This window comes from Micromonospora peucetia, assembly GCF_900091625.1.
In the GTDB taxonomy this organism is placed as follows: Bacteria; Actinomycetota; Actinomycetes; order Mycobacteriales; family Micromonosporaceae; genus Micromonospora; species Micromonospora peucetia.
In genome coordinates this window covers 3,394,766-3,408,275 of the sequence record NZ_FMIC01000002.1, presented here as the reverse complement: position 1 = coordinate 3,408,275, position 13,510 = coordinate 3,394,766, and the positions used below count along the sequence as shown (strand labels likewise).

Genomic DNA, 13,510 nt, shown 5'->3' with positions numbered 1-13,510 from the left:
TATCGACAAGATCACGTCACGGGTTGGACCATCGTGGGAAGGGTAGGTGACTCCGGCACGGGGCCCCAGACGCCGCAGCTACGCTCAGTACGCTCATTCGCGGTTGACCCGTCAGCACCCGGAGGTGGCCGAACGTGACCGTCCGCAGCTCCTTTGTCGTAGTGGCGAACCGGCTACCCGTCGACGAGGTGAGCACCCCTGAGGGACGGCAGTGGCGTCGCAGCCCCGGAGGGCTGGTGACCGCACTGCACCCCGTCCTCGCCGAGCACCAGGGCACCTGGGTCGGCTGGGCCGGCGGCACCGGCGCCGCTCCCGAGCCCTTCGACCTGGAGGGCATCCGGCTGCACCCGGTGCCGTTGAGCGCGGAGGAACTGGAGCGCTACTACGAGGGCCAGTCCAACGCGACGATCTGGCCGCTCTATCACGACGCGGTCGAGACGCCGGCCTACAAGCGCCGCTGGCGCGAGGCGTACCGCCTGGTCAACGCACGCTTCGCGGAGGCCGCGGCGGAGGTCGCGGCCGAGGGGGCGACGGTCTGGGTGCAGGACTACCAGCTCCAGCTCGTCCCGGCGATGCTCCGCGAGCTGCGGCCGGACCTGCGGATCGGCTTCTTCCTGCACATCCCGTTCCCGCCCATCGAGCTGTTCATGCAGATGCCGTTCCGCACCGAGATCCTGCGCGGTCTGCTCGGCGCCGACCTGGTCGGGTTCCAGCAGCGCCTCGCCGCGCAGAACTTCGTCCGGCTGGCCCGGCACCTGCTCGGGCTCCGCTACGAGGGGCAGATGATCCAGGTCGACGGCCGCCAGGTGAAGGCCGGCGCGTTCCCGATCTCCATCGACACGAAGGAGATGGAACGGCTGGCCGCCGACCCGGCGATCCAGGCCCGCGCGAAGGAGATCCGCGCGGAACTGGGCAACCCGAAGACGATCATCCTGGGCGTCGACCGGCTGGATTACACCAAGGGCATCGAGTTGCGGCTGAAGGCCTTCCGCGAACTGCTCGCTGACGGAAAGTTGACAGTTCCCGACGCGGTCATGGTGCAGGTCGCCACGCCCAGCCGCGAGCGCGTGGAGCACTACCAGGCACTACGCGTGAAGGTGGAGCGCGAAGTCGGTCGGATCAATGGCGAATTCGGCAGGGTCGGCGTGCCGGCGGTGCATTATCTGCATCAGTCGTACAGTCGCACTGAACTCGCCGCGATGTACGCCGCCGCCGACGTGATGATGGTGACTCCGCTGCGAGACGGAATGAATCTGGTAGCCAAGGAGTACGTCGCATCGCGCGCCGACCAGGGCGGTGCACTCGTGCTCAGCGAGTTCGCCGGCGCCGCCACCGAGCTGCGTCAGGCGTTCCTGTGTAACCCGCACGACCCCGACGCGGTCAAAGACGCCCTGCTGCGGGCCGTGCATGTCGAGAAGCCGGAGGCCCGCCGCAGAATGCGGACAATGCAGCGCCACCTACGCACCCACGATGTGGGGCACTGGGCGAAGTCGTTCCTCACCGAGCTCGGTGTGCCTCAATCGGAGGACGCGTGAACGCCGCCAACGACATCATCACCCCGGCGGCCGGCACCATGGACCCGGAACTGCGCGCGGCCATCGGCCGGATCGCCCGGGTACCCCAGCTTCTGATCGCCTGTGACTACGACGGCACCCTGGCGCCGATCGTGGAAGACCCGAGCAAGGCCGTACCGCTGCCGGAATCGGTGGCGGCCGTCCGGGCGCTCGCCGCCCTGCCCCAGACCACCGTGGCGGTGGTCTCCGGGCGGGCCCTGCGCGACCTGGCCGCGCTCTCCCGGCTGCCCAGCGAGGTCCACCTGGTCGGCAGCCACGGCTCCGAGTTCGACATCGGCTTCGTCGAGCGGCTCTCCCCCGAGCTGATCGCGGTCCGCACCCGGCTGCGCGACGCGTTGCGTGAGATCGCCTCGGCCCATCCGGGCATCCGGCTGGAACGCAAGCCGGCGAGCGTCGCGGTACACACCCGCGGGGTGGCCCCCCAGATCGCGGCGGCGGCCATCGAGGCGGTCCGCAGCGGCCCCGCCACCTGGGACGACGTCACGGTCACCCAGGGCAAGGAGGTCATCGAGCTGTCGGTGGTCGCCACCCACAAGGGCACGGCCGTCGACCAGCTGCGCACCCAACTCTCGGCCAGCGCGGTGCTCTTCATCGGCGACGACGTCACCGACGAGAACGCCTTCGGCAACCTGCACGGGCCGGACGTCGGCATCAAGATCGGCCCCGGCGACACCAGGGCCGACTACCGGGTCGCCGAGCCGATCGAGGCCGCCCGCGCCCTCGGTCTGCTGCTGGAGACCCGCCGGCACTGGCTCTTCGGCGAGCGGGCGGTGCCCATCGAGCGGCACTCGATGCTGGCCAACGGGCGGACGGTGGCCCTGCTCACCCCCGAGGCCAAGGTCACCTGGCTCTGCCATCCGAAGCCCGACTCGGCGGCGATCTTCGCCGACCTGGTCGGCGGCAGCCCGGCCGGGCACTTCAGCGTCGCGCCGGAACGCGGGGGCATCCCGCTCGGCCAGCGCTACCGCTCGGGGACGATGACCGTCGAAACCCGGTGGTCGGGCCTGACCGTCACCGACTGGCTGGACAAGCCGGCCAAGGAGACCACGCCCGACGGCCCGGCCGTCGTCACCGGCGACTCGACTCTCGTCCGGGTGCTCACCGGCTCCGGCCGGGCCCGGCTGGAGTTCGCGCCCCGGCCCGAGTTCGGCCAGGTCGCAGTGCAGTTGCAGCCGATCGGCGACGGCCTGCTCGTGCTCGGCTCCAACGAGCCGGTCGCGCTCTACTCCCCCGGGGTCGAGTGGCAGGTCACCAACGACGGTGGCTACGAGACGGCCAAGGCGGTCGTCGACCTCTCCGCCGCCGGCGGGCAGGTCGTGCTGGAGCTGCGCTTCGCCACGCACAGCCTGGAACACCACCGGCTCCCCGTCCACGAGCGGCAGGCCCTGGCCGAGCAGCCGTGGAAGGACTGGGTGGCCACCCTGCGGCTGCCGAACACCGCCCGGGACATGGTGGTCCGCAGCGCGCTGACCCTGCGCGGGCTCTGCCACGAGGCCACCGGCTCGATCCTGGCCGCCGCGACCACCTCGCTGCCTGAGGAGCTGGGCGGGGTCCGCAACTGGGACTACCGCTACTGCTGGCTGCGGGACGCGTCGATGACCGCGCGGGCCCTGGTCGACCTCGGGTCGATCGAGGAGGCCGAGGCGCTGCTGCGCTGGGTCGACGGGTGCATCGAACGCACCGGCGGGCACCCGGAGCGGCTGCACCCGCTCTACACGGTGGACGGCTACGAGCTGGGCGCCGAGGCCGTCATCGACACCCTGCCCGGCTACGCCGGCTCGCGGCCCGTCCGGGTCGGCAACCTCGCCAACCATCAGCTCCAGCTCGACGTCTTCGGCCCGATCGCGGACCTCATCGCGGCCGTGGCCGACACCCGCGGCACCGTCCGCGAGGACGAGTGGCGGGTGCTGGAGAACATGGTCGAGGCGGTCCGCCGCCGCTGGCACGAGCCCGACCACGGCATCTGGGAGGCCCGGCTCCCCCCGCGGCACCACATCTTCTCCAAGGTGATGTGCTGGATGACCGTCGACCGGGCGCTGCACGTGATGCGCCAGCACGGCGGCGAGGACCGGCCCGAATGGGTGGAACTGCGCGACCGGATCGCTGCCAACGTGCTGGAGTACGGCTGGCACGAGACCGTCGAGGCCTACAGCGTGGCGTACGGCGACGAGGACATGGACGCCTCGTCGCTGTGGATCGGGCTGTCCGGCCTGCTCCCCGGTGACGACTCGCGCTTCCTCTCCACCGTCCTGCGGATCGAGGCGGATCTGCGCAGCGGCCCGGTCGTCTACCGCTACCACTGGGACGACGGCCTGCCCGGGCGCGAGGGCGGCTTCCACATCTGCACGGCGTGGCTCATCGAGGCGTACCTACGCACCGGGCGGCGTACCGACGCCGAGGAGCTGTTCTCGCAGATGGTGGACACCGCCGGCCCCACGGGTCTGCTGCCCGAGCAGTACGACCCGCTGGCCGAGCGCGGGCTGGGCAACCACCCGCAGGCCTACAGCCACCTCGGTCTGATCCGCTGCGCCCTGCTGCTGGACAACATGCTCAAGCAGTGACCTGACCAGCACCGACGGCGGCCGGAGAGTTCCTTCTCCGGCCGCCGTCGCTCATCCCACGGGATCAGACCCAACCCGAACGGACCCGAGCCCGCCCACGGACAACGCCCACCGGGGATTTCCGGGGAGCTGACTCGCGGAGGGATCAAGCCTGACCGCCCGGAGCGGGCGGGCTCCCCGGAAATCCCTCAAGACCAGCCCCGGCGAGGGCGGTGGCCACGTCCCCCAGCACCACCACCGCGGGCGGACGCAGCCCCGCGGCGACCACGTCGGCGGCCACCGTGCCGAGGGTGGACCGCAGCACCCGCTGCGCCCCGGTCGTCGCCTCCTGCACCACGGCGGCCGGTGTCTCCGCCGGCCGGCCGTGCGCGACCAGCGTCGCGGTGATCGCCGCGAGGTTCTTCAGCCCCATCAGGACGACCAGCGTGCCGCGCAGCCCGGCCAACGCGTCCCAGCGGACCAGGGAGTCGGGCGAGTCGGGCGCGACGTGCCCGGAGACCACGGTGAACTCGTGGGCCACGCCCCGGTGGGTGACCGGGATGCCCGCTGCCGCCGGGGCCGCGATCGAGCTGGTCACACCGGGCACCACGGTCACCGGCACACCGGCCGCCGCGCAGGCCAGCAACTCCTCGCCGCCCCGGCCGAAGACGTACGGGTCGCCGCCCTTGAGCCGGACCACGAGCTTCCCGGCCAGGGCCCGGTCCACCAGGATCTGGTTGATCTCCTCCTGCGCGCGGGACGGACCGTACGGGATCTTGGAGGCGTCCACGAGTTCGGCGTCGGCCCGTACCTCGTCGAGGAGCAACCCGGGCACCAGCCGGTCGGCGACCACCACGTCAGCCCGGGTGAGCAGCCGCCAGCCCCTGACGGTGATCAGCTCCGGATCTCCAGGGCCCGCACCAACCAGCGCAACCCGCCCGACCCGGGTGTGAGGAAGGGACCCTTCCTCTACCGCAGGCGTTGACAGGGGGCCCTTCCTCACATCCAGCAGGTCGCGGATCGCGTCGCGGACGGCCATCGAGCGGCGCGGGTCGCCCCCGCCGAGCACCGCGACGGTCACCGGCCCCTGCCGGGTCACCGCCGGGGTCCAGGCGGTGGCGGAGAAGCGGTCGTCGGCGCGTACGCAGAAGATGCGTCGCTCGGCGGCGGCGGCGCTGACCGACGCGGCGGCGATCGGGTCGTCGATCGCGACCTGGACCAGCCACGCGCCGTCCAGGTCGTCGGGGGCGAACCGGCGCGGCGCCCAGTCCAGCCGGGCGGCGTCGGCATGCGCACGCAGCGCCGGGGTCAGCTCCGGCGCGACGAGGAGGACGTGTGCGCCGGCGTCGAGCAGGGCCGGCACCCGCCGGGTGGCCACCACTCCCCCGCCCACCACGACCACCCGTCGGCCGGCTAGCCGCAGGCCGAGCGGGTACGGGTTGCCGCTCACGCCGCCCCCTCGCCGTCGGGCCGGATGGTTGGCCCGCCCCGCCCGCTCACTTCTCGGCCACTCCCGCCGAGTCGAACGTGGCGACCTCGTGCAGCACCCGGACCGCGCCGGTGACCACCGGCAACGCGAGCAGCGCGCCGGTGCCCTCGCCGAGACGCAGCCCGAGGTCGATCAGCGGTTCCAGGCCCAGCCGGCGCAACGCGACCGTGGCTCCCGGCTCGGCGGAGCGGTGTCCGGCCACCATGGCGGCGACGGCGTGCGGGGCGAAGGCCGCCGCGGCGAGCGCCGCGGAGACCGCGATCACCCCGTCCAGCAGCACCGGCGTCCGGCGGGCCGCGGCGCCCAGGATCAGGCCGGCCAGCGCGGCGTGCTCCAGGCCGCCGACCGCGGCCAGCACGCCCAGCGGGTCGGCCGGGTCGGGGGCGTGCCGGCGCAGCGCGGCCCGCACGACGTCCACCTTGCGGGCGTACGTCGGGTCGTCGACCCCGGTGCCCCGGCCGGTCGTCTGGGCCGGGTCGATGCCGGCGAACGCGGCGATCAGGGCGGCGGCCGGCGTGGTGTTGCCGATGCCCATGTCCCCGGTGAGCAGGATGCCGGCGCCGGCATCGATCAGGTCGTCGGCCACCCGGATGCCGGTTTCCACCGCGGCGCGGGCCTCGTCGCGGGTGAGTGCGGCGGTCACCGCCAGGTCCCGGGTGCCGGGACGGACGTTCGCCGCGACCAGCCGGGGGACGTCGCGGCTCGGCAGGGTGCCGACGACGTCCGCCCCCGGCGCGGCGACCGAACCGTCGGCGCGCGGACCATCGGCGCTTGGCGGGGTGCCGGCGGCCGGGGTGGTCGACGGGTCGTCGGCGGCCGGGAGCGGGGTGGCCACACCGACGTCGACCACGGTGACCGAGGCGCCGGCCTGCCGGGCGAACGCGTTGACCACCGCGCCGCCGGCGAGGAAGTTGCCGATCATCTGCGCGGTGACCTCCTGCGGCCAGGGTGTCACCCCCTGGGCGTGTACGCCGTGGTCACCGGCGAAGATCGCGACCGCGGCCGGCTCGGGCAGCGGCGGCGGGCAGTGCCCGGCCAGGCCGGCGAGGCGTACGGAGAGTTCCTCCAGGGCACCGAGCGAGCCGGCGGGCTTGGTCAGCCGCCCCTGCAACTCCCGGGCGGCGGCCATCGCCGACTCGTCCGGCGGCCTGATCGCCGCGATCGTTGTCTCCAGCATCATGTCTCCAGGATCTCCGCCAGTACCTCGGTGAACGCGTCGGTGGTGGCCGGGTCGCGGACGGCGATCCGCAGCCAGTCCGGGCCGAGGCCGGGGAACGTGTCGCCGCGACGCACCGCCCAGCCGCGCTGGCGCAGGGTGAGCCGCACGTCGGCGGCGCCGGGCAGGTGCACCAGCACGAACGCGCTGGCGGGGCGGCCGGCGACGCGTACGCCGGGCAGGGCCGACAGGCGGGCGACCAGGTGGTCGCGGTCGGCGGCGAGCCGGGCGGCGATGGCGCGCTCGGCCGCGACGGCGACGGGCGTGGCGCAGGCCGACGCGGCGGCCAGGGCCGGGGTGGAGACGGCCCAGAGCGGCTGGGCGGCGGCCAGCCGCTCCAACAGCGCGGCCTCGCCGAGCAGGTAGCCGATCCGCAGGCCGGCCAGGCCCCAGGTCTTGGTGAGGCTGCGGACCACCAGCAGGCCGGGCAGGTCCCGCCGGGCGGCCAGCGACTCCGGTTCGCCGGCCACGCCGGGGGCGACGGTGGTGTCGGCGAACGCCTCGTCGACCACCAGCACCCGGCCGGGCCGGGCCAGGGCGGCCAGGTCCGCGGCGAGGTGCAGCACCGACGTCGGGTTGGTCGGGTTGCCAATCATCACCAGGTCGGCGTCGGCCGGCACCCGGGCCGGATCGAGGCGGAAGTCGTCTTCCGCGTCGAGCAGCACCCGCTCCACCTGGTGCCCGGCCGCGCGCAACGCCGCCTCGGGCTCGGTGAACTGCGGGTGCACCACCACCGGCCGGCGCACGCCACGCAGCGCCCGGGCGAGCAGCACGAAGCCCTCGGCCGCGCCGGCGGTCAGCAGCACCTCGGCGGGCGGGCGGCCGTGCCGGGCCGCGACGGCGGCCCGGGCCGGCCCCGGGTCGGGGTACGCGGCGAGGTCGCCGAGCGCGGCGGTGATCGGGTCGGCCAGCCAGTCCGGCATGGCGTCGCGCCGCACGTTGACGGCGAGGTCGACCAGCCCCTCACCCACCTCGGCGTCACCGTGATGGGTGAGGTCGGGTTCGGGGCGGGTGGGCTCGGGCTCGGGAAGGGTCTCGGTCGGCTGACCACGCATGTCCGCGATCCTGCCGGGAAGGTGGCGCGCGCGACAGCGGATCCCGGCGTGGGCAGCATCACCACACGGGTGTTTATGAATATTTCTCAGGTATGAATCGGAAATGTCATAACTTGGCCAGGTGAGCAATCGACCCCTCGCTGCCGTTGGTCGTCTCGTTCCCCTTCTCCGCGCCGGACTGATCGCCGGCGTCGTGGTCGCCGCCGTGGCGTACCCGGTGGCCGCCGCCACCGGCCTCGGCGCCAAGGTCACGGCGCACGCCATGGAGCACAAAACCAAGATCCTCACCACCGCGCTGCCGGCCGAGACGTCGTACGTCTACGCGCCGGACGGCAAAACGGTGCTGACGATGTTCTACGAGGAGTACCGGCAGTACACGAAGCTGGCCGACATCTCGCCGCACATGCAGCAGGCGATCGTCGCCGCCGAGGACAACCGCTTCTACCAGCACCGGGGCGTCGACCCGAAGGGCGTCGCCCGCGCCTTCGTGGCGAACGCCCGCTCCAGCGGTGTCTCCCAGGGCGCCTCCACCCTCACCATGCAGTATGTGCGGATGGCGCTGCGGGACAGCGCCAAGACACCGAAGGAGGTGCAGGAGGCCACCCAGCAGACCAGCCTGCGCAAGGTCCGGGAGATGCGGATGGCGATGGACCTGGAGAAGGAACTGAGCAAGGAGCAGGTCCTGGAGCGCTACCTCAACTCCGCGTACTTCGGGCACCGCGCGTACGGCATCTACGCGGCCAGCGAGATCTTCTTCTCCAAGGCGCCGAAGGACCTCACCCCGGTCGAGGCGGCCACCCTCGCCGGTCTGGTCAAGTCCCCGTCCGAGTACGACCCGGCCAGCTCCGACCAGAAGGACGCCACCGGCCGGCGCAACTACGTGCTGGACCGGATGGCGCAGCTCGGTTACCTCTCACCGAACGCCGCCACGCAGGCGAAGACCGAGCCGATCCGGCTGAAGCTGACCTATCCGCCGAACGACTGCGCCTCGGTGCCCGAGAAGTGGAACAGCTGGGGCTTCGCCTGCGACTACCTGAAGAACTGGTGGAGCGCGCAGCCCGCGTTCGGGGAGAACCGCCTGGAGCGGATGGACAAGCTGCGCCGGGGCGGCTACCGGATCGTGCTCAGCCTGGACCCGAAGATCCAGCAGGCGGCCGAGCAGAACGTCGGCAGCAAGGAGAACACCGGCAGCCCGTTCGCCAACGGCATCGTGGTCTCCGAACCCGGCACCGGGCGGGTCAAGGCGATGGCGGTGAACCGGACGTACTCGCTGGACCTGAGCGAGAACGGGCTGAGCTCCAACCCCGAGGCCGGGCCGAAGGTCAAGGCGAACTACCCGAACACGGTGGCGCCCCTGCTCGGCGGCGGCGACCTGCCCGGCTACCAGGCCGGCTCGACGTTCAAGATGTTCCCGATGCTGGCCGCGCTGAACGCGGGCATGCCGCTGTCCACCTCGTTCAACGCCCCGCACCGGTACCGATCCGAGGTCTACGACGGCTGGGCGCCGTCCAATGCCAGCGGCGCGATGAGCGGCAACCAGACCATGTGGTCCGGCTTCGGCAAGTCGGTGAACACGTACTTCGTGTGGCTGGAGGAGCAGGTCGGCGCGGACAAGGCGGTCCGCCTCGCCGAGCAGCTCGGGCTGCGCTGGCGCACCGACGTCGACCGGGAGCACGCCTCCCCGGCCAGGGCGAAACAGTGGGGCGCGTTCACCCTCGGCGTCTCCGACGCCACGCCGCTGGAGATGGCCAACGCGTACGCCGCGATCGCCGCGGACGGCCGCTACTGCGAGGCGATCCCGGTGCAGGCGATCTACAACCGGGACGGCACGCCGGCCACCTGGAAGACCGTCTCCGGGATCGAACGCGAGATCGCCAAGCCGCGCTGCCGGCAGGTGGTGGACGCCGACGCCGCGCGCGCCGCCACCGACGCCGCCCGCTGCCCGACCGGCGACACCCCGGCCCGCGGGAGCTGCGGTGGCTGGTCGACCGCGGACAGCGTGCGGGGCACCGTCGGCCGCCCGGTGGCGGGCAAGACGGGCACCACCGACAGCACCCGGTCGGCCTGGTTCGTCGGCTACACACCGGAACTGGCGGCGGCGAGCTTCATCTCCGACCCGGACAACCCGTTCAACGCGGTCGGCGACGGCCAGTCACAGATCCCGATCAGCGCGGTGGCCGAGACCCTCCGCGACGGCCTCAAGGGCCAGCCCACCCGCCAGTTCACCCCGCCCTCGGACCGCATCGTCGGCTGACCGGGACGCCAGAGCGGACGGAAGAGCACGGGTTTCGCACGGACGCCCGGCACATCGGTGAGCCAAGATGGCTTGCCCATGGTGCCATTGTTGTGCCACCATGGCACCATGGACTTGACCCCGTATGTGAGCAACCTCGGACGCGAGTTCGGCACGCTTGCCGAAGCCGGCGGTGACGAGGCGCGTGCGTTGGCCGAGCGCCTGGCCGGGTCGCTCGAATCGGCGATCCGGATGACGCTGCTGGAGGCGTTGTCGGCCGCCGCCGACGAGATCACCCGGGACCTGGCTCCGGGTTCGGTGGAGCTGCGCCTGCGCGGTCGCGATCCGAACTTCGTCGTGACCTCGCCCCCCGCCGAGCAGCTCGACTTCGCGGCCGAAGACGCTGCGGTGACCGCCCACGGCGGGCCGGAGAGCGACCTGCTGGTCGCCGAGGATGGCCCCGCCGCCCGGATCAACGTACGCCTGCCCGAGCAGCTCAAGGCCGCGGTCGAACAGGCCGCGGCCAAGGAGGGGCGCTCGGTCAACGCCTGGCTGGTCCGGGCGGCCGCCGCCGGCTTGCAGCGCTCCGAGCGCGACCAGCGTCCCGAGCCACGCGGCGGCGGGAAACGGGCCAGGCAGGGCTTCACCGGCTGGGTGCGTTAGCCGCACCGCACGCTCTTCTCACCTCACGCCCCCGACCTGCGGGGACGGCTCACCCACCCATGATGCGGGGACAACCATGCCCAGTTACGAGACGCCCGAACCGATCTCCGTCACGCTCGAATTCGGCGTCGGCGAGGTGCGGATCACCGCGAGCGACCGCACCGACACCGTCGTCGAGGTCCGCCCCAGCGACGAGTCCGACGAGTCCGACGTGAGAGCCGCTGCGGAGATCCGCATCGACTACGCCAACGGCACACTCCAGGTCACCGGCCCGAGGCGCGCCTTCGACTTCTCCAAGAAGAGCAGGTCGGTCGATGTGTCCATCGAACTGCCCAGCGGTTCCCAGCTCTCCGCCCACCTGCTGATGGGGGGCTTCCGCTGCGCCGGCCGGCTCGGGGAGTGCCGAATCAAGACCACCGGCGACATCTGGCTCGAACGAACCGGCCCGCTACGCCTGCACACGGGGGTCGGTCACATCACCGCCGACGACATCTTGGGCAGCGCCGAGATCTCCACCGGCTCCGGCAAGATCCAGGTCGGTGAGATCGAGGGCGCCGCAGAGGTCAAGAACTCCAATGGCGACACCGCGATCGACGTCGTCACCGGCGACGTACGGGTGCGCAACGCCAACGGCGCCATCGACATCGGGCGGGCCGGTGCCGGCGTCGACGCGAAGACATCCAACGGCGGCATCCGCCTCGGCGAGGTGCGCCGTGGCCCCGTCGTACTCGAGACCGCCGCAGGCGACCTGGACATCGGCATCGCCGACGGCACCGCCGCCTGGCTGGAGGTGAACACCGGATTCGGTCACGTGCGCAACCTGATGGAGAACGCCACCCGACCCGAAGAGACCGACGAGACCGTCGAGGTGCGGGCCCGCACCTCGTACGGCGACATCACCATCCACCGCTCCTGATCCACTTCTGGCGCCCGAGGTGAAGAGACCAATGACCATCACCCGATCCCGCCCGCCGATCACCGCAGGAGGGCTGGGGACATTGTCCGGCGGCCAGGTCGCGGCGAACGGAACACCGATCCGCGAAGTCGCCGGGGAAGACACCGGAAACGAAGAGAGGGCCGTCTGATGACGACACAGCAAGTCCCGGCGATCCGCCTGCGCGGCCTGGAAAAGTCCTACCAGAAACTGCACGTGCTGCGGGGCGTGGACTTCGACGTGGCGCGGGGCAGCATCTTCGCCCTGCTCGGCTCCAACGGGGCCGGCAAGACCACGGTCGTGAAGATCCTCTCCACGCTGCTCAAGGCGGACGCGGGGGCGGCCAGCGTCAACGGCTTCGACGTCGCCACCCAGGCGGCGAAGGTGCGGGAGTCGATCAGCCTCACCGGGCAGTTCGCGGCCGTCGACGAGATCCTCACCGGGCGGGAGAACCTCGTCCTGGTCGCCCGGTTACGGCACCTCAGGCACCCGGGCACCATCGCGGATGAGCTGCTCGAGCGATTCTCACTGACCGACGCGGCCACCCGGAAGGCGTCGACATACTCCGGAGGCATGCGCCGGCGCCTCGACATCGCGATGAGCCTCATCGGGAACCCGCCGGTCATCTTCCTCGACGAACCGACCACCGGCCTCGACCCTCAGGCGCGCATCGAGGTGTGGCAGGCCGTCAGGCAACTCGCCTCGCAGGGCACGACAGTGCTGCTCACGACCCAGTACCTGGACGAAGCCGAGCAGCTCGCCGACCGCATCGCGATCCTGCACGAGGGCCGCATCATCGTGAACGGCACCCTCACCGAACTCAAGCAGCTCCTCCCGTCCGCCACGGTCGAATACGTCGAGAAACAACCGACCCTCGAAGACGTCTTCCTCACGCTCGTCGGCGCCGGTAAGGACGGCGAGCCCGCAATGACCGCAGCATCGGTACCGACGAGCAGGGAACAACGATGACCACGCACTTCTTCGGCGACACCGCCGTCCTGCTGGGCCGATCCCTACGCCACATCACCCGCAGCGTCGACACCATCATCACCACCGCGATCACACCGGTCGCCATGCTGCTGCTGTTCGTGTACGTGTTCGGCGGCGCAATCGACACGGGCTCCGAATCGTACGTGAACTACCTGCTGCCCGGCATCCTGCTCATCACCGTCGCGTCGGGCATCGCCTACACCGCGTTCCGGCTCTTCCTGGACATGAAGAGCGGCATCTTCGAACGATTCCAGTCCATGCCGATCGCACGGTCGTCCGTGCTGTGGGCACACGTGCTGACCTCACTCATCGCCAACCTGATCTCACTCATGGTCGTCACGCTCGTCGCCCTGCTCATGGGCTTCCGCTCCGGGGCCGGAATCCTCGCGTGGCTCGCCGTCGCCGGCGTCCTGACCCTGTTCACCCTGGCCCTGACCTGGCTCGCCGTCATCGCCGGCCTCACCGCAAAAACCGTCGACGGCGCCAGCGCGTTCTCCTACCCGCTCATCTTCCTGCCGTTCCTCAGCTCCGCATTCGTACCCACCAACACCATGCCCGGCCCGGTGCGCGCCTTCGCCGAGCACCAGCCGGTGACCTCCATCGTCAACGCCATCCGCGACCTGTACTCACAGCAGCCGGTCGGCACCGACATCTGGATCGCCCTCGCCTGGTGCGTCGGCATCCTCGTCGTCGCGTACGCCTTCGCCACCGTCACCTACCGCCGCAAGATCGCCTAGTAGGAGCCACGCCTGACGGCAGTGGCACCAGGGCGGCCTCGGTGATCCATCTGGACACCGGAGTCGCCCCGGCGGCCGT

The 13,510-nt window shown here is 71.7% G+C and carries 11 protein-coding genes; 8 read left to right on the top strand and 3 right to left on the bottom strand.

Translation table 11 applies throughout. The annotated features are described in order from the left end of the window. Positions 1-134: 134 nt before the first annotated feature. Together GA0070608_RS15975 and otsB are read left to right on the top strand one after the other, a co-directional pair. Entirely contained in the window at positions 135-1,535 is a 1,401-nt protein-coding gene (locus GA0070608_RS15975; RefSeq protein WP_091628759.1) for an alpha,alpha-trehalose-phosphate synthase (UDP-forming), read from the top strand. A 38-nt stretch (positions 1,536-1,573) separates the two neighbouring features. Then, on the top strand, positions 1,574-4,135 hold the full coding sequence (gene otsB / locus GA0070608_RS15970) for a trehalose-phosphatase (protein ID WP_425413250.1): 2,562 nt from the start codon (positions 1,574-1,576) through the stop codon (positions 4,133-4,135). Between the two features lie 145 nt (positions 4,136-4,280). Here the strand turns inward: otsB and cobA are convergent, their stop codons facing one another. From cobA to cobC, 3 genes are read right to left on the bottom strand one after another with little or no spacing between them, the layout of a single operon-like run. After that, a complete protein-coding gene (cobA, locus tag GA0070608_RS15965; RefSeq protein WP_091628754.1) occupies positions 4,281-5,564 on the bottom strand; it encodes a uroporphyrinogen-III C-methyltransferase in 1,284 nt (427 codons plus the stop codon). Between the two features lie 46 nt (positions 5,565-5,610). Further along, positions 5,611-6,780, bottom strand: a complete 1,170-nt coding sequence (locus tag GA0070608_RS15960; protein ID WP_091635224.1) for a nicotinate-nucleotide--dimethylbenzimidazole phosphoribosyltransferase — start codon at positions 6,778-6,780, stop codon at positions 5,611-5,613. Continuing rightward, positions 6,780-7,874 carry an Rv2231c family histidinol phosphate aminotransferase CobC gene (gene cobC, locus GA0070608_RS15955; RefSeq protein WP_091628751.1) on the bottom strand — a complete coding sequence of 365 codons (1,095 nt, stop codon included), beginning with the start codon at positions 7,872-7,874 and terminating at the stop codon, positions 6,780-6,782. The genes GA0070608_RS15960 and cobC overlap by 1 nt, the downstream gene beginning before the upstream one ends. A 121-nt stretch (positions 7,875-7,995) precedes the next feature. Between cobC and GA0070608_RS15950 the strand changes: the two genes are divergently transcribed. The 6 genes from GA0070608_RS15950 (at position 7,996) to GA0070608_RS15930 (ending at position 13,431) form a co-directional block, all read left to right on the top strand. Further along, positions 7,996-10,128: a transglycosylase domain-containing protein gene (locus GA0070608_RS15950; RefSeq protein ID WP_091628749.1), complete on the top strand. Its 2,133-nt coding sequence runs from the start codon at positions 7,996-7,998 to the stop codon at positions 10,126-10,128. Positions 10,129-10,236: 108 nt separating this feature from the next. Continuing rightward, positions 10,237-10,770 (top strand): YlcI/YnfO family protein, encoded by a 534-nt coding sequence (locus tag GA0070608_RS15945; RefSeq protein WP_091628746.1) that lies wholly within the window; start codon positions 10,237-10,239, stop codon positions 10,768-10,770. A gap of 76 nt (positions 10,771-10,846) precedes the next feature. Continuing rightward, a complete protein-coding gene (locus GA0070608_RS15940) occupies positions 10,847-11,686 on the top strand; it encodes a DUF4097 family beta strand repeat-containing protein (protein ID WP_091628743.1) in 840 nt (279 codons plus the stop codon). Positions 11,687-11,717: 31 nt separating this feature from the next. Continuing rightward, on the top strand, positions 11,718-11,855 hold the full coding sequence (locus GA0070608_RS32650; RefSeq protein WP_176733736.1) for a hypothetical protein: 138 nt from the start codon (positions 11,718-11,720) through the stop codon (positions 11,853-11,855). Next, the gene (locus tag GA0070608_RS15935) at positions 11,855-12,673 is read left to right on the top strand and encodes an ABC transporter ATP-binding protein (protein WP_091628741.1); all 819 of its coding nucleotides are present in this window, start codon (positions 11,855-11,857) and stop codon (positions 12,671-12,673) included. The genes GA0070608_RS32650 and GA0070608_RS15935 overlap by 1 nt, the downstream gene beginning before the upstream one ends. Continuing rightward, positions 12,670-13,431 (top strand): ABC transporter permease, encoded by a 762-nt coding sequence (locus tag GA0070608_RS15930; protein WP_091628739.1) that lies wholly within the window; start codon positions 12,670-12,672, stop codon positions 13,429-13,431. Before GA0070608_RS15935 ends, GA0070608_RS15930 begins: the two co-directional genes overlap by 4 nt. Positions 13,432-13,510 lie beyond the last annotated feature (79 nt).